The sequence below is a fragment of the Paenibacillus sp. UNC451MF genome (genome assembly GCF_000686845.1).
Classification (GTDB): domain Bacteria; phylum Bacillota; class Bacilli; order Paenibacillales; family NBRC-103111; genus Paenibacillus_S.
The window spans coordinates 34,736-53,693 of sequence record NZ_JMLS01000028.1; the positions used below are offsets into that span (position 1 = coordinate 34,736).

The 18,958-nt window shown below is 44.2% G+C and carries 19 protein-coding genes, 1 pseudogene and 1 riboswitch; of the genes and pseudogenes, 15 read left to right on the forward strand and 5 right to left on the reverse strand.

Annotation, left to right across the window (positions count from 1 at the left end; genetic code table 11):
• The first annotated feature begins 24 nt into the window (after positions 1-24).
• On the forward strand, positions 25-1,905 hold the full coding sequence (locus BP97_RS39090) for an S-layer homology domain-containing protein (RefSeq protein ID WP_028551603.1): 1,881 nt from the start codon (positions 25-27) through the stop codon (positions 1,903-1,905).
• A 67-nt stretch (positions 1,906-1,972) separates the two neighbouring features.
• Here BP97_RS39090 and BP97_RS0125145 read toward each other — a convergent pair whose 3' ends face one another.
• Positions 1,973-2,326: an MmcQ/YjbR family DNA-binding protein gene (locus BP97_RS0125145; protein WP_028551604.1), complete on the reverse strand. Its 354-nt coding sequence runs from the start codon at positions 2,324-2,326 to the stop codon at positions 1,973-1,975.
• A gap of 356 nt (positions 2,327-2,682) precedes the next feature.
• On the opposite strand from BP97_RS0125145, the gene BP97_RS0125150 reads away from it, so the two are divergent.
• The 9 genes from BP97_RS0125150 to BP97_RS0125190 all read left to right on the forward strand — a co-directional run bounded on the left by BP97_RS0125150 (position 2,683) and on the right by BP97_RS0125190 (position 11,452).
• Positions 2,683-3,993, forward strand: coding sequence for an ABC transporter substrate-binding protein (locus BP97_RS0125150; protein WP_028551605.1), 1,311 nt, complete (start codon positions 2,683-2,685; stop codon positions 3,991-3,993).
• A 238-nt stretch (positions 3,994-4,231) separates the two neighbouring features.
• Complete coding sequence (locus BP97_RS0125155; protein ID WP_028551606.1) at positions 4,232-4,645, forward strand: cupredoxin domain-containing protein; 414 nt, start codon at positions 4,232-4,234, stop codon at positions 4,643-4,645.
• 59 nt (positions 4,646-4,704) lie between these two features.
• On the forward strand, positions 4,705-5,103 hold the full coding sequence (locus BP97_RS0125160; RefSeq protein ID WP_028551607.1) for a (2Fe-2S) ferredoxin domain-containing protein: 399 nt from the start codon (positions 4,705-4,707) through the stop codon (positions 5,101-5,103).
• Positions 5,104-5,208: 105 nt separating this feature from the next.
• Positions 5,209-5,401: riboswitch (cobalamin riboswitch) on the forward strand.
• Positions 5,402-5,541: 140 nt separating this feature from the next.
• Positions 5,542-7,137 carry an ABC transporter substrate-binding protein gene (locus BP97_RS0125165; protein ID WP_028551608.1) on the forward strand — a complete coding sequence of 532 codons (1,596 nt, stop codon included), beginning with the start codon at positions 5,542-5,544 and terminating at the stop codon, positions 7,135-7,137.
• Between the two features lies 1 nt (position 7,138).
• Positions 7,139-8,080 carry a nickel ABC transporter permease gene (gene nikB / locus BP97_RS0125170; protein ID WP_028551609.1) on the forward strand — a complete coding sequence of 314 codons (942 nt, stop codon included), beginning with the start codon at positions 7,139-7,141 and terminating at the stop codon, positions 8,078-8,080.
• The gene (locus BP97_RS0125175) at positions 8,077-8,943 is read left to right on the forward strand and encodes an ABC transporter permease (RefSeq protein WP_231506405.1); all 867 of its coding nucleotides are present in this window, start codon (positions 8,077-8,079) and stop codon (positions 8,941-8,943) included. The genes nikB and BP97_RS0125175 overlap by 4 nt, the downstream gene beginning before the upstream one ends.
• A 24-nt stretch (positions 8,944-8,967) precedes the next feature.
• On the forward strand, positions 8,968-10,002 hold the full coding sequence (locus tag BP97_RS37360) for an ABC transporter ATP-binding protein (RefSeq protein WP_036746509.1): 1,035 nt from the start codon (positions 8,968-8,970) through the stop codon (positions 10,000-10,002).
• A complete protein-coding gene (locus tag BP97_RS0125185) occupies positions 9,950-10,729 on the forward strand; it encodes an ABC transporter ATP-binding protein (protein ID WP_028551611.1) in 780 nt (259 codons plus the stop codon). Before BP97_RS37360 ends, BP97_RS0125185 begins: the two co-directional genes overlap by 53 nt.
• Before the next feature lie 27 nt (positions 10,730-10,756).
• Entirely contained in the window at positions 10,757-11,452 is a 696-nt protein-coding gene (locus tag BP97_RS0125190) for a class I SAM-dependent methyltransferase (RefSeq protein ID WP_028551612.1), read from the forward strand.
• Between the two features lie 74 nt (positions 11,453-11,526).
• Here the strand turns inward: BP97_RS0125190 and BP97_RS0125195 are convergent, their stop codons facing one another.
• The 3 genes and pseudogenes from BP97_RS0125195 to BP97_RS0125205 all read right to left on the reverse strand — a co-directional run bounded on the left by BP97_RS0125195 (position 11,527) and on the right by BP97_RS0125205 (position 13,093).
• Positions 11,527-12,087 carry a YdeI/OmpD-associated family protein gene (locus tag BP97_RS0125195; protein WP_028551613.1) on the reverse strand — a complete coding sequence of 187 codons (561 nt, stop codon included), beginning with the start codon at positions 12,085-12,087 and terminating at the stop codon, positions 11,527-11,529.
• A pseudogene (locus BP97_RS37365) lies at positions 12,074-12,404 on the reverse strand (VOC family protein). Before BP97_RS37365 ends, BP97_RS0125195 begins: the two are co-directional and overlap by 14 nt.
• 311 nt (positions 12,405-12,715) lie before the next feature.
• The gene (locus tag BP97_RS0125205) at positions 12,716-13,093 is read right to left on the reverse strand and encodes a winged helix-turn-helix transcriptional regulator (protein WP_028551614.1); all 378 of its coding nucleotides are present in this window, start codon (positions 13,091-13,093) and stop codon (positions 12,716-12,718) included.
• 147 nt (positions 13,094-13,240) lie between these two features.
• Between BP97_RS0125205 and BP97_RS37370 the strand changes: the two genes are divergently transcribed.
• The 5 genes from BP97_RS37370 (at position 13,241) to BP97_RS0125230 (ending at position 17,965) form a co-directional block, all read left to right on the forward strand.
• On the forward strand, positions 13,241-13,615 hold the full coding sequence (locus BP97_RS37370) for a DoxX family protein (RefSeq protein WP_051620954.1): 375 nt from the start codon (positions 13,241-13,243) through the stop codon (positions 13,613-13,615).
• A 153-nt stretch (positions 13,616-13,768) separates the two neighbouring features.
• Positions 13,769-14,149, forward strand: a complete 381-nt coding sequence (locus BP97_RS0125215) for a VOC family protein (protein WP_028551615.1) — start codon at positions 13,769-13,771, stop codon at positions 14,147-14,149.
• A 335-nt stretch (positions 14,150-14,484) separates the two neighbouring features.
• Entirely contained in the window at positions 14,485-15,888 is a 1,404-nt protein-coding gene (locus BP97_RS0125220) for an FAD-dependent oxidoreductase (RefSeq protein ID WP_051620955.1), read from the forward strand.
• Between the two features lie 34 nt (positions 15,889-15,922).
• Positions 15,923-17,338, forward strand: coding sequence for an MBL fold metallo-hydrolase (locus tag BP97_RS0125225; protein ID WP_028551617.1), 1,416 nt, complete (start codon positions 15,923-15,925; stop codon positions 17,336-17,338).
• A gap of 45 nt (positions 17,339-17,383) precedes the next feature.
• Positions 17,384-17,965, forward strand: coding sequence for a histidine phosphatase family protein (locus tag BP97_RS0125230; protein ID WP_028551618.1), 582 nt, complete (start codon positions 17,384-17,386; stop codon positions 17,963-17,965).
• A gap of 99 nt (positions 17,966-18,064) precedes the next feature.
• Here the strand turns inward: BP97_RS0125230 and BP97_RS0125235 are convergent, their stop codons facing one another.
• A complete protein-coding gene (locus BP97_RS0125235; protein WP_028551619.1) occupies positions 18,065-18,880 on the reverse strand; it encodes a helix-turn-helix domain-containing protein in 816 nt (271 codons plus the stop codon).
• Positions 18,881-18,958 lie beyond the last annotated feature (78 nt).

Below are 18,958 nucleotides of genomic sequence, written 5' to 3' on the forward strand. Positions count from 1 at the left end.
CTTAAGATAACAGGAGGAAAGTTCTTGAAGAAAATAATCGTCTTCATACTCATGTTCATGTTTTTGGCCGTATCTCATCTGCAAGAAGCATTCGCTGACGCAGCTCAGCCTGAAATTATCGTCAACAAGCAGACGGGGGAAGTAACCATAGCCGGTATTGCGTCTGCAAAAGGGCAAACCATTAATTTGCTTGTAGAGAACCCTTCCCATTCGGTGGAGTATATTTCCGATATGAAGTCGGACGAAGGCGGAAATTATCGGTTTACCTTTACATTACTAAAGAGTATACCCGGGATCTACAAGGTCGAGCTGGGCGGCGCCTTGTCCGTAACGACGCAATTTACATTTGCAAAGGAAAAGGCTTCTCCCAACTGGTCTGCGGGAAGCACCATATCGGCCAGCGGGATCGGATTGGACCGTGTGACTTTGACATGGACGCCTGCGACAGATGATAAAAGCATTCGTAATTACACCATCTATAGCGGAGGCTCGGAAATTGCGACGATACCCGGTAATGTAACCTCATACCAGGTTACGGACCTCTATCCTTATACGAGCTATATTTTTAAAGTGGAAGCGGCGGATGACGAAGATAGCCGCACAAACGATGGTCCTAGCGTTCAGGTGAGGACATTGGGCCGGGGGAGCGGTGGTTCAGGTGGAGGAGGCAGCTCTAATACCGGTTCAGGGTCGGGATCAGGCAGTATAGAGCCTGGCAGCTCTAATGGTGACACTCTATCCGTCAAAACGGAATTTAATGATGCCGACAACTCGGCAGTAGTCAAGGTCGGAGCCGAAGCCATTGCTCAATTTCTGGCGAGCACGAAACCGGACGCAAATGGTGTTCGAATCGTAACTATTCCTGTTTCTTCCAAACAAGGATTAGTCAGGGCTGGAGTAGAGCTGCCCGCAAGTGTACTTAAGGAGTCACGGAACACGCGGTTCATAGTGCAGACTTTATTTGGCGATGCCGAAATTCGGGGGGATATGATGTTGAATCGCAGCGATGTCCCCGCGGATGCCTCCATCGGAATTTACCTTTCGAATGCAGATAAAGCTCAAGGTTCAGGGATCGTTCAATCCAGGCTCGTTATTGAGCTTATCGTCACCGTGAACGGTTCTGCTATTAGCTGGAGCAATAAGGAAGCGCCGATCAAGCTGAGGCTTCGATATACACCTAATGAAGAAGAAGCAAAACAGTCTGAGCATATTACCGTGCTGGATGTCGGAAAAGTCTCCGGTGAGCCGCTCTCCGTTCCAAGCGCGCGCTTTGCAGCTTCTTCCAAGTCCGGTGAAGCCGGGACTATCAGCTTTAACGCGACGAGCAGCAGCCGATTTGCAGTGACGCTGGTATTCAAAACATTCACAGATTTAACCTCCTATCCATGGGCTGTAAAGCCAATCGAAATCTTGACGGCCAAGGGGATCATTCAAGGTACATCGGAACACACATTCGAACCAGGAGTTCGCATAAAAAGAGCCGATTTCGTCGTGTTGCTGGTGAGAGCACTTGGACTATCCGCACAGCCTAAGACGGCATTCACCGATGTGAATAAGTCGGACTACTATTACGAATCGGTAGGTATTGCCAGGGAGCTTGGGATTACCGATGGAACCGGAGACAACCGGTTTGATCCCAACGCTTATATTACGAGACAAGATATGATGACTCTGACAGCCAGAGCCATGAGTGAACAGCAAATATCCGCCACGGCTGTAGGCCGATCGGATTTAAGCCACTTCATGGATGAGGATAAGGTCGCCTCCTATGCTGTAGATGCTATTGCAGCAATGGTCAAGGAAGGGGTCATTGAGGGGGATGGTCAGCAGCTTTATCCGCTTCAATTTGCATCTAGAGCTGAGACGGCTGTAATGATGTACCGCATTTATAATATGCAGCCATAAAATTAATAAAAGCCGAAATAAATCCCTACCAGCATATGCTGGTAGGGATTTTTCACTTTTAACTTGTTTAGGACTGAACTGCGTCCTTCTCCGACTTTCTTAGTCCTTTAAAAACAAGCTCGTATGAATGATCTATCATACTACATAATTCCGTCTCTGGAATTGAACCGTCGAGGATAATGGTATTCCAATGACTTTTATTTAAATGGTAACCGGGAGTCACGGATGCGTGCTGTTGTCTTAGATTTTCTGCTATGAACGGATCACATTTTAAGCTAATGTTCGGCTGATTATTTCTCTCTGAAATGAAAGCAAATATTTTGGAGGATACTTTGATTACTAACACATCGTCGCCGAAAGGATATTCCTTCTTGCTTCCTTTTTTGGATAAGCAGTACTGGGTTAATGATTGGATATTCATTCTTATTCCTCCACATTATACCGCTGATGCCTATAAGGCATCGGCTATTTTTCTTTATGGGTAATACAACCTATGATAAGGACATTATGACGGAATTTCAATTGAATCTTATCAGTTACGATGCGAGTGACTCTCGCTAAAGTCTCTGAGGTCTGCAACCAAAATGTAAACGCATCCATAATATGAATAGAATTATGATATTTTTGTATAGCAATGTGTTATCTGCGCTCCATTAAGATAAGAATGTGCGATAAAAGATAAGGAGTGTGGTAAGGTCCAGTTGCATGTTTAGTGCACAAAATTGTCCGTAAGCGAAAGACAGATGATACCAGATAAAGTTATGGGGGGCCTATACAATGACAAAAAGAAAACGCTTAATAATTTCCTCGATCCTAGCAGCATCTTTGTTGACAGTAACGGCATGTGGCAGTGGCGGAGGGTCCAAGGAGTCTACACCGGCTAAAGTTCAAGACAACGCCAAACGAGACCCTGTCGAAATTACTTTTTATCGTCCTAATAATGGGACAACAGAAGAGCAGTTTATGGATTTGATGGGTACTGCAATAAAAGAGAAATTCCCATTTGTTACACCGAAGTTTATCCCTTGGGGAACAGGCACCAAGATGGAAGAGGTTATCTCTGCTGGGGTAGATATGGACATTGTACTCCTTTCCATCGGTTACTACCCACAATTCCAGAACTTGAATTTGTCAACCGATTTGACAGAGCTCATCAAGAAGACCAATTACGATACGAATCGTCTGGAATCGACGACATTTGATTTTATTAAACAGTTTGGCAACGGCAAGATTGATTCACTCCCGATCTTTACTACCGCCGAAGTACTGATGTATAACAAGGATATTTTTGATAAATTTGGCGTTTCGTATCCCAAGGAAGGAATGACCTGGGATGACTTGTACGAGCTGTCGAAGCAGGTTTCCCGATCTGACGGAGGTGTTCAATACTACGGTTTCTTGACCTCGATCAGCCATATGCTTAATACAAACCAGCTATCGCTACCATTTGTCGATGGGAAGACGAATCAACCGACGATTAATACGGAGAAGTACAGGCAAATGGCCGAAAATTACGCGCGTTTTTACAATATTCCAGGTGCTGAATTACCGAAAGAAAAGTACGGCAAAGAAGCGGAAATGTTTACAAAAGATAAAAACCTCGCGATGTACGCTTATTTCAATAGCACCATGGTCAACGCTGCAAAGGATATGAATATGGATGCAGTACCACTCCCGTCATTTAAGGAAGCCCCAGGGGTCGGTTCACAAATGTATTCGACTTTTGCAAGTGTATACAGTAATAGTAAGCATAAAGATGTTGCATTCGAAATATTGGCGTACTTGACTTCAGATGAAATGCAGGTGAAGTTTGCTAAGGATGGCACGGGTATGCCTATCGTTAAAAATACAAAGCTGCTCGAATCTTTCGGTCAAGACTTACCACAGTTAAAAGGCAAAAATATCAAGGCGTTCTACCCGGCTAAACCGGCACCGGTGTCACCAAGAACGATTTACGATGACCTGTCGTCAAAATATGCTGTGACGGCAGTAAGGGAAGTGGCTCAGAAGGTCAGCGATGCGAATACCGCATTCCGGAAGGCCGAAGAGCAAGCTGCGAAGGATATCCAAGCGGCCATGAAAAAGTGACGAACTCCTATTAATTGAGGATTCGTTAGCATATAGCATAATAGGAATAACCAGCTGCCATAGCAGCTGGTTTTCCTTATTTTTCTGGGTTTTCCTTATTTATATTCTTTTTTTGCTAAATTCAAATGATGTTCCAAAAGTCTTCACATGATGTTAACTGTAATAGCCCATTTGGGTGATAGAAATCAGAGAGATAACTAGTAAAATAAAACAAGAATCTATCGAGAGGGTGGAATGAATGAAAATAAGCAAAACCAAACTGGCCTTAATGTCAGCCGGATTAAGCATACTTTGCCTATGTGCAATCGTCTTTTTTTATTATCAAGGCAAATCAGATGCCGTTGATCCCCTGATTGCTGAACAATCAGCAGGGTACCAAGTCGCCACTGTTCGTGTTACCGCAGATGGCTTTGAGCCTGAGCATATTGAATTGCTCCCTGGTGTACCTACCAAAATTAACTTCAAAAAATCAACAAGCTTCACCTGCATAAAAAACATGATTTCCAAAGAATTGGGGATGGATATCCCTCTGAACAAAGGAGACAATATCGTTACTCTGGAAGCAATGCAACCAGGAACCCTTGAATATCATTGTGGAATGTACATGTATTATGGAACGATTTCTGTAAAGGATATCAAATCTATGTCATAATTCAATAGCATTGCTATACTATAGTTTAAGGAAACTGCGAGAACTAGAGGGGGGATGAAATGTCCACTTGGGATTTATCGGAAACGAAACATCATGTTTTGATTTGTAATGGGGGAAGCTGCTTACGTAACCAAGGGGATGAAGTCACACTTGCCATACGGGCAGAGATCGCTTTACATGGGGCTGAGGATTATTTTCATACAACAAGAACGAAATGTAATGGCCGCTGTGAGGATGCTTGTGTTGTTATGGTGTATCCGGAAGGTATTTGGTACAAGGAAATGACTCCCGAAACAGTAAGAACTCTTGTAAGGGAGCACTTACTTCAAGGTAATCCGCTCTATGAGCATATGTCTTACTACTTTCACAACAACCGTTTTTCCCCTACTGGAAATGGGACTAGAGGAGTTCTTCGAAGCGCGGCAGTTAAAAAGGAAGCGAAAAAGGGGAGTCTGTGAAAAACTGTCGCGACCCAATTGAGTGATTGATTTCCAATTCAGTAACTCTTGAAGCTTGCCCAAAATGGAATATTAGTATATGATCAGTCATGGTTCATCTTAATTGAATAACTCGAGGGAACAAGGTGCTCTAGCAATTGCTAAAGCTTAATAGGGAAGTTCGGTGCAATGCCGACGCGGTCCCGCCACTGTAATGGAGGAGTCTCAGCAATAATGTCACTGGTCTACATTTGACCGGGAAGGCTGCTGACGACAATGAATCCAGAGCCAGGAGACCTGCCTGTTCTGACACACTGATTTTACCTACGGAAGATAGGGAAGTGTTAAAGACGGCCGGTTCTTGTTTCTTAACCATTATGGCATCTTTACCTTCCTTCACGTTCAGGTAAAGATGTCTTTTTTGTTTTTTATTTTAAGTGGAAAGAAGGAATCCAGGTCATGTATCAATCATTTTCACGAACAAAAGTAAAGCTCCAACTTGTATTATTCTCCCTTTGTATGCTACTCGTCCTGGTTGGGTGCAATTCTGCTCCGCAACCTCAAGCTAATCAGAATGCTTCCTCCAGCAGCACACATCCGGACGAAGTCGTTCTGGCTGCACCTCGCGATCTCGCTCCTGGTCCCCAGGATGCTTATTACACAAGTACAATTCTTTATGTCTGGGAGCCTCTAATCACAGCATCGGAAGATGGACAGCCTGCTCCTAAACTGGCCAAGTCATGGAAGATGTCGGAAGACGGTAAAGAATGGACCTTTCAGCTGAACGAGAATGTTAAATTCCATGACGGTGAGCAATTAAATGCCGTCGCAGTGATTGCTAACTTTAATCGTTACAAGCAGGTGAGTCCCAAGAGCTCACCATTCTATACTTTGGATATTAAAAGCTCTTATCCGGGATTAAAAGATGTCGTCAAAATCGACGAGATATCCTTCAAGCTCGTATTCGAGAATCCGCAGCCAACCTTGCTGTATTCTATGGTGAATTTCTCAAGCCCTATCTACAGTCCCAAGAATTTCAATGAAAAAGGGGATTTCAACGGTCTTCCTCAAGGAACAGGACCTTTTAAACTGATCGAGCATCAAAAAGACCAATTTGCGCTTCTCGAAGCTTTCGATGGTTACTACGGAGAGAAGGCTGCAAGCAAACGCATTCGTGTTCGCGTCATTCCAGATCCGGATACAAGACTTTCCGCATTAAAATCGGGCGAGATTATGGGGGTTATGGACCTCGGTGCTATCCCGCCAACCTTTGCCAAAGAGCTTCTGAAGGATCCGCAATTCGAGATTTCTGCGACCAAATCAACGATTTCTCATTATATTCATCCTAATGGGAAGAAAGCGCCTTTCGATAATCCTAAAATGCGACAAGCGCTAAGCTTCATCATAGACCGTCAACAATTGGTTAAGGAGCTTTACTTGGGATACCCGACAGCTACCGTCAACATCCTCAATAATACGTCACCTTTTTACAAGGAAATCAAGTCTGAGTATCGGGTGGATGAAGCCAAGAAATTGGCTGCAGAAGTTTTAGGTAATCAAAGAAAGGCAATCGATTTGATCGTACCGACCTATGGCTTGGATCGCTATCCATATAAAGCCCAAGCGGAGCTGTTCCAATCCGTACTAAAAGAACTGCAGTTGGACGTTAATATTCGGATTCTGGATGGAGCTGCCTTTAAAGAAGCACAGTCCAAAGGAGATTATGATTTGGCCTTGGCCACTCAAGGGCTGCCGAACGGTGATCCGTATACAATCTTCACCAACTATTTGTCCAGCTCTGGCTCCAGTAATAAAAGCTACAGCCTCGGATACAAAAACGACGGGGTAGATCAATTGCTGAATCAAGCTAAAACAACCTTAAGCATGGACGAACGCAAAAACATCTATAACGAGATTCAAATGATAGCTGCATCCGATTTGCCTACAATTCCTTTGTTTAACGATGCGAGCTTGATTGCTTATAACAAAAAAATAGCAGGCTATAAAGCAACGATCTACGGAACCACGCTCCCGCAGCTTAAATGGGCGCAGTAAGATGACGTATTTCTTCAGACGGTTAGCTGCAGCTATCCCCGTTCTTATAGGCATTTCTTTTATTGCATTTGCCTTAAGTGTGGCTTCGCCCGGAGATCCTGCGGTAGAATCTTTAAGCTTGAACGGAATCAAGGAGCCGACGGAGCAAGAGGTTGCCGCCAAAAGGGAAGAGCTGGGGTTGAATGATCCATTGACTGTCCAATATGCGCATTGGTTGTGGAAAGCCAGCCACGGAGACCTTGGAATTTCGTATATGACTAAGGAATCCGTCAGCGGAGAATTGCTGCGCCGGTTGCCTGTGACGTTGAGTGTTTCGGGATTGGCGTTACTCATTGCCGTGGGAACAGGAATCCCCTTAGGGATGCTCATGGCACTGAAGAAAAATAAACCGCTTGATCATGCAGCACGAATATTGGCACTGACCTTGGTCTCGATTCCTGGCTTCTGGCTGGCTATTCTGCTGATTACGGTATTCTCAGAGAAGCTCCATTGGCTGCCGACGAGTGGTTATGGAACATTTAAGCATCTCATTATGCCGGCCATTGTGCTTGCAGCAGGAACGAGTGCTGTTCTTATGCGCTTAACCAGAGCGGCTCTGCTTGAAGTGTGGAATCAGGCCTATATAGTAACGGCTAAAGCTAAAGGCTTGCGAGATATCCACACACTATTCATACACGCCCTACGCAATGCTATGATCCCTCTCATTACCGTCATAGGTTCTTATTTTGGCACGATTTTGGGAGGTTCTGTCATAGTAGAAGTTATTTTTGCCATACCAGGCATCGGGAGATTTGCTATGGACGGCATTTTTCGCAGAGATTATCCCGTAATCCAGGGGTACGTCGTATTTACGGGTTTCGTCTATGTGTCCTTTAATTTGCTGGTTGATCTGTCTTATCTTGTGATTCATCCGCAGATGAGATTGGGGGGAAAGCTTCAATGAAGCTGAGACTTGCCACTAAGATATCTACGAGTAACGTCATGATGCTGCAAGGAGTTACAGGTCTAGCCTTCCTTGTACTCATTATCGTATTACTCTGCAGCTTCCTTGCGCCCTGGATTGCACCGTATGATCCCAATCAGATAAACATGTCTGAAAGATTGGCTCCTCTGTCATCAAACCATATTTTGGGGACCGATACCTTAGGAAGAGATGTGTTCAGCCGCCTTATTTATGGGGGAAGAGTTTCCATTGTCCTGGCATTAGCGGTTACTTTGGTCACCATGGTGATGGGGCTTGTCATCGGTACTTTAGGGGGATATTGGGGGGGCTGGATTGATGATATCATCCAAGGCATCGTCAGCATTTTTCAAGGCTTGCCGGGACTTGCCTTTATGCTCGCTATTGCCGGCACTCTTGGGCCAGGTATTAAAAGCTTGTTTATTGCCCTTATTGTTACATCCTGGCCTGATTTTTCTCGTGTTGTCCGTGGGGAAGTGATGAAGATCCGAGAGGAGTCCTTTGTTGAGGGCATACGGGCCTTAGGAGCAGGACATACCTACATCATCATTCGTCACATAGTTCCTAATATGATCGGGCCATTAATCGTTTTATTTACGATACGTATAGGCCGAGTTATCTTATCTATTGCTTCGCTCAGCTTTCTAGGACTAGGGCTGCAGCCGCCTGCAGCAGATTGGGGAGTCATGGTTAATGATGCAAGGCCATATTTCCGAAGTTATGCTCATCTCATGGTGGCACCTGGGCTCTGCATCGCAGTCGTTTCTTTATGCATCAATTGGATAGGAGATAACCTAAGAGATAAGCTGGATGCGAGGTCCTCTCAGGAAAAATCGTTACTTTAAAATTGAAAAGGGAGTGGATAAGCTATGGACCCGCTTCTTCAAATCCAAAATGTGAAAGCTTCCTTTCATACCAAAGAAGGGATTGTTCATGCGGTGAACGGAGTTTCCCTTGACTTGCATCAGGGGAAAATATTCGGTTTGATCGGTGAAACCGGCAGCGGCAAATCTGTTCTTGGCCTAACCATTCCTGGTCTTCTGCCTAATACCGCTCAGGTAACGGGTTCTATCCTGTTTAGAGGAGAGGATCTATTACAGCTGGATCAAAAAAGCTTACGCAAATGGAGAGGCGGAGAGATCGCTCTCATCCCGCAAAATCCGGCAACTTCCTTGAATCCCGTACTTACTATCGGCTATCAGCTTATAGAAGCCATAGCCAGACACCGAAACGACAAGACTCGAAAACAGCTTAGAGAGCAGGCGGTGCAGCTTCTAACTAGCTTGAATATGCCTGAACCTCAGCAGAAGATGAGAAGTTACCCTTTTCAGCTTAGTGGAGGAATGAAGCAGCGGGTTTTAGCGGCTATTGGAATGTGTGGAAATCCATCCCTAATCATAGCGGACGAGCCGACCAAGGGTTTGGACGCCATGATTCGGTATCAGACAGTGGAAATGATGCGCAACGTTGCTCACCAAACAGGAGCAGGGATGCTCGTTATTACTCACGATCTGCATGTAGCAGAATCCTTATGTGACACGATAGGTGTGATGTATGCGGGCCAGATCGTAGAGCAAGGCAATGCCGATGAACTGTTCCAGAACCCTAAGCATCCCTATACCCAAGGACTGCTTGATTCCATTCCAGGTCGGGGAATGGTACCTATCCCAGGTGCAGCCAACAGCCTAATAGAACAAAGTACAGGATGCTCGTTTTATTCTAGATGCAAGCATAGACAGGCCGAATGCAGCTTGAACATACCTGAACTATATTCCTGTTCCATTACAACGAATCAAGGCAGCACAGCCGGTTCTGAAGCAGCTGAGGGAAGTAAAGCGAGGTGTTTTCTATATGATCCAAGTCGCCAACCTGAACAAAACCTTTTACAACGGCTGGCTAAATAAGCGAAGCTTCCCGGCTGTACAAAACATTACATTCGATATTGCGCAAGGGGAGACCTTAGGGTTAGTAGGTGAGAGTGGCTGCGGAAAATCGACGCTGTCTAGATTAATGCTTAAGCTTATTCCAGCGGATCCAGGGGGAACGATTGTTTTTAACGGTGTTGACATATCCAACTACAGCATGAAGCAAATGAGACCTCTCCGCAAGCAGATGCAGATCTTATTTCAGCATCCAGACTCAGCGTTAAATCCGCGCCAAACGATTATCAACAGTCTGTTAGAACCGATTACTTTGCACCGATTGATGCGCAGAGAAGAAGGTATTGCTAAGGTCTTGGAACTACTGGAGCTGGTGGGGCTTCAACGTGATCTTCTATACAGGTTTCCTCATCAGATCAGCGGAGGGCAGGTTCAGCGTGTAGTTATTGCCAGCGCCTTAACTTTAGAGCCTAGGCTCCTTGTTCTCGATGAGCCTACTTCAATGCTGGATGTTTCTGTTCAGGCACAAGTTGTTGAGGTATTGCAAAACATTCAAAAGCAATATCAAATGGCTTACTTGTTTATTTCTCATGATTTGGATCTTGTACGCCACACTTGCAGTCGGATGGCTGTTATGCACCAGGGGAGAATCGTGGAGCTTCGAGATAGTCGAACCATTATGGAACAGCCGGAGCACCCTTATACTCAGCAATTAACGAGGGCATTTATGGCCTATACATCGGCTAAATAAGCATCTTAACATAAAGGAGAAAAGGAAATGAAACACGAATATAACTCTGCCTTAAAGTCTCCCACTGAGTTTTGGATTCAGGCTTGGGAACAGGCTGCAGCAGAAGACCTTCGAGTGGGGAGTGACACCGAAGAAGAAAAGTATTGGGTGGAAAACGCTGCTGCTTATGATGATCGAAATCCTTTAGCTCAATATACGGAGCCGATCATGAATAGGATTTATGAGCATCTGAATCCGAATGACCATTTACTTGAAATTGGACCTGGAACAGGTGGCTTTACTCAGTTGCTTGCTCCGCATGTTGGAGAGATTGCCCTCATTGAACCCTCAGCCGCCATGTACAAAGAGCTTTGCGCTAACTGGATAAATGTAAGGACCTCGCTACCTACAGCGATTCTAACCAAATGGGAAGAGTCCCCCAAGGTGGAGGCTGACATTGTGTTTGGAGCAAATGCGTTTTACCGAATAAAGGACATGAAATCAAGCTTGATGAAGATGCATGAAACAGCAAGGCGTCATGTATTTCTAATTCAATCTATCGGGAGGCCTTTTGCAGGACCGCTTCGTGTTACAGAGAACGATAGGTCGATAGAGAAGGAACGTGCCGATGTGTTATCGGGCATATTGCATGAAATGAATATAACTCATCAATATGAAAAATTTCCGACTCCACGGAAAAATGGAATGATTCATGATGTAGCCTTAATTCATTGGAGCCGGTAAAGTTTTTTAAAAAGAAGCCAGAACGAAAGTTTCGGTTTCTTTTTTTTGGGGGAGGGAACAGGGGGTAATAATACTTAATACACTAAAAGTCGACCATCATCATTCCATTGCCCATATATTTTATTTATACGGGTATGTTCAATAAATTTTGTCAATCGTTTACGATACAAAATGGCATCGTTCTGTACTGACTGGATATTGTCGATCTTGATTCTAACATATAGTTCTGGCAAAGCTTGAAAATTGTGATAAAGAGCTTCATCCTGACGCAATTCCATCAAGATTGCTTCATGAATGATAAACGAATCAGCGCCCATATCTGGCAATACTTTCTTTCCTGATTCTGTCATTAAGCCTAATTTATCTAATCGTCGAACTCGTTCTTTATTGAGCTCAGACCAGTTACTGTTTCTTTTCCTGGGTGAGAATCGCTGCGCGGTTTGAGTGTCATCCATTTTTTTTCGTGTGCTATCAATCCAGCCAAAACACAGAGCTTCTTCAACGAGGTCTAAGTAACTTACTGAATGATTTTTAGTTGATATTAACCAACAATAATCTCCAGTACTGTGATTGTCTCGTAGCCACTCTCGCCATTCTTGACGAGTGTGGGGCTGCACTATTCTATCTATTACCATTACTCTGGTCATCCTTCCTGGAACTCAATATCTCCAGATAGTGCGGATTGTACATAATACCCAGCACGTTACCGAATGGATCAATGACCGGGGCCAGCCGTTGAACGTGCAGGAGCGAAACGGCGATCGATTAGACCCAGTTCGTGCTGGTAGTCTCCAAGGCGAAACTCGGCATAGTCTAGTTTACCATCAATTCCCGAGCGTTCGAAGTAAGGCGTAATGCCCAGCAGCTCCGAGTACCATGCCTTTGCCGCGTCCATATCATCTGCCCAATAACTGATGGTCGCAAATCCTCGTAATGTTATTTTTGTGCTCATACTCAATGCCTCCTAGGAAAATTATTATTGGTTTTATTGCTATTATAGGCAACCATTACTGACATCAGTATGTCAGTGCTTCAGTTTTTATCTAAAATTATTATTCATTCACTTATAATTTATTTTCAAGAGCCTGGCACATAAGGCTATATTCAATTAATAACATTAAATATTAATAACATAAATAATAATCACACAAAAAACCACAATATTATCAGCAGCGAGAAATATAATAAGCACCCTGCTAGGGTGCTTAACTTCATTGATTTAACGTGAAGGGTATTTTGCCTTCAACGAGGCCGTACATATGATTACTTCTCTGCGAGCTCATCATTTACTTCGAACGATTCCACGGATCGTTCTTTCCCATATAACTCGTTCAAATGCTCCACATGAGCCATTCCCCAATCATTCATCGCCTGCAATACAGGGGTCATCCTTTTACCGTATTCAGTAATGGAATATTCAACTTTTGGAGGGACTTGGAGATAGATCTCTCTATGAACGATATCATGATATTCTAATTCCCTTAATTGTGAGGTAAGCATTTTTTTGGTTATATCCGGCATCGCTTTTTGAAGTTCGCTAAATCTCATCGTACCGTTTGAAAACAGCTGAAACAGAATAACAGGTTTCCATTTACCCACCAGGATCTCTAATGCAGTTTCAACTCTACAATCATCAGGCATTCGAAGTCCTCCTATTGAAATAATATAAGCAAATGGCTAGGTTTCTTTTTGTATACTATGTTTAATTTAAGTGCCTACTTCCGATATTCTATCCTTGGCATTATTATAACTCTATAAATAAGGCGTATACAAGGAGGAATTTTAGAAATGAGATGGGTAGTTAGGATATTGCAAGGGTTGGTTGGAGTTATGTTCTTATTAACCGGCTTTATGAAATTAAGCGGGGATCCAGCTCAGGCAGAAGCATTTAATGGAATTTACGGCTATGGCACTGGTTTCATGTATGTTGTGGGGGGGATAGAAGTTGTATCTGCAGTGGGATTACTGCTAGGGTTTTGGAGGAATAAGCTAATCTCTGTATTTAGCGGTGTGTTGATTATTGTTATGGGAGGAGCTGTATTTACGCATCTCAAAGCTGGTCAAGGTTTTGGCGTCGCCACTATGCCGTTGGTGCTATTGGTGTTGTGTTTAATTGTATTTCTAGGACACAGTAAAATCTCGAAAACCAGAAAGGCCCAATGAAGTGGCTTTGAAGGTTGAATTGGATTTGTCCCACTGGCCTTACTTGTCTTTGGGTATGATAATTGATTAAAATAAGATAGCAGCGTTATGTTGGATATTGCTTATCGCATGCGAGTTCAATAGCTGTTATCTGAACTTTAGGGAGTGTAAAACATGATCAATCAAATCGGTCAAATTATGCTGTACGTGAACGATCAAGACCAAGCATCACGGTTTTGGACGGAAAAAGTCGGGTTTAGTGTCGTTTCGGAAGAGGACAACGGCCAAGGGATGCGATGGATCGAAATTGCCCCGGTGCAAGGTGCTCAAACAACCTTTGTTCTTCACAACAAGCAACTCATTGCCCAGATGCAGCCGGAGCTTAACTTAGGTACGCCTTCAATCATGTTTTACACCGACAATCTTGACGGGCTGTACAAGACTTTTAAGGAAAAAGACATTACAGTCGGGGAATTGGTGGACATGCCTTCGGGTCGGGTGTTCAACTTTGCCGACGATGAGAACAACTACTTTGCGGTTTTGGAAAAGAAGTAACTTGGCGTTCGTTGGATTACAACGGCGTGTAAGTGTTTACGTTAAACACTTGTGAACAGGTTGACGATAGGATTGATATATATAAAACATCGCCATTGATGGTGATGTTTTTTTATGTTTATCTAACTTGCCCTCTAACACCAGCACATAGAAAAATGAAACAAAATGCATCCCATATGAAATAATACTGCATGTGCAGGCTTCCCCCTCCTTTGTATAATGAAATAGATCTGAGAAAAAATATCGTGGGCTGGCCGCTTCAGGTTTTAAACAGTCTCGTATACATCCTTATTTGCCCAGCTTACAGTTCATAAAAAGAAGGAAGAGGGTACGATATGGAAACGCGTTCAGAAAGACAAGTAATGAAAACGCAAGTGCTTGTTCTTGGTGGTGGTGCCGGGGGAGTTGGTGCAGCAATTTCAGCAGCGCGTGAGGGAGCTGAGACCATTTTAGTGGATCGCCAAGGCTTTTTAGGCGGAAATATGACTATAGGCTTACCTCTACTAGCATTTTTGGATGCCCAAGGTCGTCAGGTAACAAGAGGTTTACCTCAAGAGATTGTGGATCGTTTGATTGAATTGGGTGGTTCATTCGGACATAGAGAATGCCCGTTACATAATTCAACTACAGTGATTGACCCTAATTTAATGAAAATCGTAATCTTTGAAAAAATTAAGCAATATGGAGTACGTCCTTTATTGCATTGTGAGATTATTGGAACTAATGTTGAAAACGGTGAACTAAAATCAGTTATTTTAAAAGGGAAAGGGAAGGAAATAGAAATATTCGCCGATGTGTTTGTTGATGCGACAGGGGATGGTGATGTTGCATTTATGGCGGGAGCCGAGTATGAAAAGGGGCAATATGCGAATGGAGAAACTCAACCGCCTACGTTAATGTTTACTGTAGGAGGCTTTAATTTAGAGAGATTTATGGATTTCTTAGAAGAGCATCCTGAAGAATTAAAACACGGAACATCCATGAAAATTCGTCCTGGCTATACAGCTGATTTTTTGCGTGCAAGTGAAAATCATGTTTTTGTTGGATTAAAAAATACGATTACTAAGCTTAGAAAAGAAGGAAAGTGCCCTATTGATCGAGACACCATTATTTATATCAACTTGCCTAGAGAAGGGTATATTGCTTTAAATTGTATTCGCATACTGAACTTTGATGGTACAAAAATTGAAGAGTTAAGTAGAGGCGAAATCGAATCAAACTTACAAATTATACCTCTAATTAATATGTTAAAAGAAAATATACCCGGTTTTGAACATATTTATTTATCCTCTATAGCGCCATTCTTGGGTATTCGTGAAACACGCCGAATTTTAGGCAAGCAAATGATACGCGAGGAAGCAGCAGTAAATGGAGTTATTCCTGAAGACACTATCGCATTAGGATCCTATATTATTGATATTCATAGTGGTTCAGGAGATTCAACCCTTATTAGATCACTTACGGGTCCTTATGGTATAACGTACGGAGCAACCATTTCTAAAGATGTTAAACGACTAATGTTAAGCGGACGTTGTATAAGTGTGGATCCCGTAGTATTTGGTTCTTCTCGAGTTATGCCTACTTGTATGGCTGTTGGTGAAGGTGTGGGTATTGGTGCTGCTTTAGCTGTACAGCAAAATAGGGCTCCCGAAGATGTAGATGTCCAGTCTATAAGGCAAAAATTACGAGAGTATGGAGCCATACTTTCATTAGAAGATGATAATGTTGTGAAGGCGTAATTAGAAACTATTATAAATTGGGGAGGCGGTCATTTTGCAGGAAGGTCAATTGAGTTTTTGGGGCGGCGTAGGCAAGTCTGGGGGGGTGCAGGTACTTTACGGCAAAGGGAAGCAGGCTGTATTATTCGATTTCGGAGTCGAGCACAGCAGTCTTCTCTTTCCTAAACAGCTGACGTTATATGAACCGGTAGGTGCGACACCTGGCCGCGAGCTTCGTCAATTTTTGCTCGGTGGAATGACCGCGCCGATGCTTGAGCTGTACGATCCCGAGCACATTAAAGGACTGGATGCGGCAAAGGTACGGAGTGCTTGGGGAGACATCGAATTGCCCCAATATGAGAGGATTGCTCTGTTTATCGGACATATGCACACGGATCATATGGCGGTACTTCCTTATGTTCACCCAGATATCCCAGTATACATGAACTTTGACGCTCATTCCTTGTTCCGGGGCATGGTTGCAGGCGGCCATAGTTTGGATACCAAAGCTCGGATAAAAGCATGCGACGATTTGAGCGTCATCGATTTCGGTGAATTTACGATGCAAATTGTCGAGATGGATCATAATGCGACAGGAGCGGCGGGGATTATTATTGATGACGGCACCCACAAAATCGCTTATACGGGAGATTGGCGCCGTCAAGGCAAGCATCCCGAACGGATTGACCGGTTCATCGAGTTGTGCCGCGACAAGCAGATTGATTTGTTGATTACCGAAGGAACACGTCTTGCATCCGATCCGTCTGTCGTACCTTCCTACCAGATGACCGAAGATGAATTATTGTCCCGCTTCTCGGAAATTGTAGACAATGCGGACGGGCTCGTGTACTTGCAGATGTCACCGCGGGACCTGGAGAGGATGGCAAATATGATTGCTATTGCTGCAGAGAAAGGACGCAAGGTCGCCATGGAGGCTTCTCATGCTGTCATTTGGTATACTGCGAATCGCGAAGGCCTGCGTATTCTCGAAGGCCATCCCTCCCATAACGCGGTGATCCGAATCGTCGACGCCACGGTGACGGATGGCATGGCGGTTCCTTATGAAACGATCTCTCTGGAAGAAATGGCTGAAAGTAAGAACGAGTATGTGTACTTCTTCAAATTTCCCGACCTTGCCCATATGATTGAATTGGAAACACTCGGCGATTTACAGGAACGGTCACATTTCATTCAATCGGATTACAGCGTTAAGCTTGATCATGTCGATGTAGCTAAATATTTGAAGAAGTTCGGTATCACCGGATATTCCTTGTCCAATGGGGGGCACGCCCATCCCGAGGCGATATCCGACATGATCGAACAGATTGCGCCCAAAGCGGTTATTACGCTTCACACCCGTTATCCGGACTCGCAAAACACGAGAGGGATTAAAGCCTATTATCCAAAAAAAGGGGAGACCATCTCGGTGTCTTCCATCATTACAGCCACTGTCGCTGTCGGAAACGAATGATACGGCAGTGGGTTGCACTATAAATGACTAAGGGAGAAGAATTTGATGACCACGATTACTTTCGTTAGACATGGCATTACCGATCATAATATAGAGCAGAGAGCTCAGGGACACACTCAAAATCCGCTGAATGAGACAGGGAGAGTACAAGCAGCACTAGTTGCGAAGAGACTCTCTGATGAGCAGTGGGATGTATTTATTTCCAGCGATTTAAAGCGAGCGCGTGAAACCGCCGAAATCATTTCCGACGAGATAGGTAAACCTGTCGACTTCTTCGATGAACGTCTGAGGGAAATGGATAGAGGCAAGATTGCTGATACGATTGAATCAGAGCGGATCGAGAGGTGGGGGGCCAATTGGAGATTACTCGATATGGGCCAAGAAACCAATGAGTCGATGAGGTCCCGTGGCATGAGCTTCATTGAGGATATCGCTTCGCAGTTTGTAGGCAAGAAGGTTCTTGTCGTTACTCATGGTTATTTTCTGGGTCAAACCTTAAAGGAGCTGATGAAGGACGAGTCTACCGGAAACGACATGAGCAATACTTCCGTAACGACTATTGAGCATAACGGTAAGCAGTGGGAGTTTTTGCTATATGATTGCATCAAACACCTCCCTGAGAAATAATGTTGGAAAAAGAGTAAAAGAGCCGACCACCTATTGCCAAGACGGCCGGCTCTTTTTAGTCAGGTATAATCGCTCGCTGCACGGCAATATGAAGAGAACCTATACCCGATTCTGTTCGCGATATTTCGTTGGGCTCATGCCCATGTTTTGAGCAAACACGCGGCTTAAATAGAAGCCGTTCTCATAACCGCAGCTGGTGGCGATTTGATTCAGCGTCAAATCCGTATCGAGCAGCAATCCAGCTGCTTTACGGATTCGTAATGATTTAACGAAATCCGATGGGGTCATGCGGAACGATTTACGGAAGCGACGTGTAAACTGGACGTGGCTAAGTCCAAGCAAACTGGAAAGCTCGCTCATCCCGAATGGGATATGAGCATGCTGGTATAGCCATTCTGCTGCCCGGTTCATAAGCGTATCCTCCGAATCCGCTAGTCGTGCCAGCTCATCTTGCTGATGCTCACCCTCCCAAACCTCGCAAGTGAGCTGCCATATATCATTTAGAATCATTTGTTTACGCAGGGCTCTTCGCGGATCGACCGCGAGATGTAGCTTGCGTAAATAGGCGAAGTTTGAAGCCAGCCGTTTGCGGTCCGTCGGGTGCGATTTGACAGATGGCAGCAATGGCGCGAGCTCCGTCTGTTGTTTGCCGGTAAACTCGAAGCCGATAAGATGAAGTTCCAATGGCGACACCATTTCACGATGAAACATGTACCCCGGCGGACAGTAAATAAGCTCCCCAGCGCCTATTTCACCGCTTTCCGCTCCTATCCGAAACCGGAATTTGCCCGATTCAACTATAAACAGCATCCAAATGGGATAGGAATCCGCGTTCATTTCAAACTTCTCTTTGCGTTCGAAATATGTATGTGAAAACATAATTAGCGACTGTTCCCACAATGCTGGAGCATCCATAGATGCATCGGCTCCTTTATCGAAATAAAGTATATTGTACTTGAACTAACACTGCATGTTCAATAAATTTTTTATGCA

Excerpts from the sequence above, each read along its gene's own strand:
- BP97_RS0125230 (WP_028551618.1), top strand. The coding sequence starts at position 17,384 with ATGACCACGATTACTTTCGTTAGACATGGCATTACCGATCATAATATA.
- BP97_RS0125165 (WP_028551608.1), top strand. The coding sequence starts at position 5,542 with ATGTATCAATCATTTTCACGAACAAAAGTAAAGCTCCAACTTGTATTA.
- BP97_RS0125160 (WP_028551607.1), top strand. The coding sequence starts at position 4,705 with ATGTCCACTTGGGATTTATCGGAAACGAAACATCATGTTTTGATTTGT.
- BP97_RS37370 (WP_051620954.1), top strand. The coding sequence starts at position 13,241 with ATGAGATGGGTAGTTAGGATATTGCAAGGGTTGGTTGGAGTTATGTTC.
- BP97_RS0125145 (WP_028551604.1), bottom strand. The coding sequence starts at position 2,326 with ATGAATATCCAATCATTAACCCAGTACTGCTTATCCAAAAAAGGAAGC.
- BP97_RS37360 (WP_036746509.1), top strand. The coding sequence starts at position 8,968 with ATGGACCCGCTTCTTCAAATCCAAAATGTGAAAGCTTCCTTTCATACC.
- BP97_RS0125235 (WP_028551619.1), bottom strand. The coding sequence starts at position 18,880 with ATGGATGCTCCAGCATTGTGGGAACAGTCGCTAATTATGTTTTCACAT.
- BP97_RS0125185 (WP_028551611.1), top strand. The coding sequence starts at position 9,950 with ATGATCCAAGTCGCCAACCTGAACAAAACCTTTTACAACGGCTGGCTA.
- BP97_RS0125150 (WP_028551605.1), top strand. The coding sequence starts at position 2,683 with ATGACAAAAAGAAAACGCTTAATAATTTCCTCGATCCTAGCAGCATCT.
- BP97_RS0125205 (WP_028551614.1), bottom strand. The coding sequence starts at position 13,093 with ATGCCTGATGATTGTAGAGTTGAAACTGCATTAGAGATCCTGGTGGGT.
- BP97_RS0125220 (WP_051620955.1), top strand. The coding sequence starts at position 14,485 with ATGGAAACGCGTTCAGAAAGACAAGTAATGAAAACGCAAGTGCTTGTT.
- BP97_RS0125155 (WP_028551606.1), top strand. The coding sequence starts at position 4,232 with ATGAAAATAAGCAAAACCAAACTGGCCTTAATGTCAGCCGGATTAAGC.
- BP97_RS0125175 (WP_231506405.1), top strand. The coding sequence starts at position 8,077 with ATGAAGCTGAGACTTGCCACTAAGATATCTACGAGTAACGTCATGATG.
- BP97_RS0125215 (WP_028551615.1), top strand. The coding sequence starts at position 13,769 with ATGATCAATCAAATCGGTCAAATTATGCTGTACGTGAACGATCAAGAC.
- BP97_RS0125195 (WP_028551613.1), bottom strand. The coding sequence starts at position 12,087 with ATGGTAATAGATAGAATAGTGCAGCCCCACACTCGTCAAGAATGGCGA.
- nikB (WP_028551609.1), top strand. The coding sequence starts at position 7,139 with ATGACGTATTTCTTCAGACGGTTAGCTGCAGCTATCCCCGTTCTTATA.
- BP97_RS0125190 (WP_028551612.1), top strand. The coding sequence starts at position 10,757 with ATGAAACACGAATATAACTCTGCCTTAAAGTCTCCCACTGAGTTTTGG.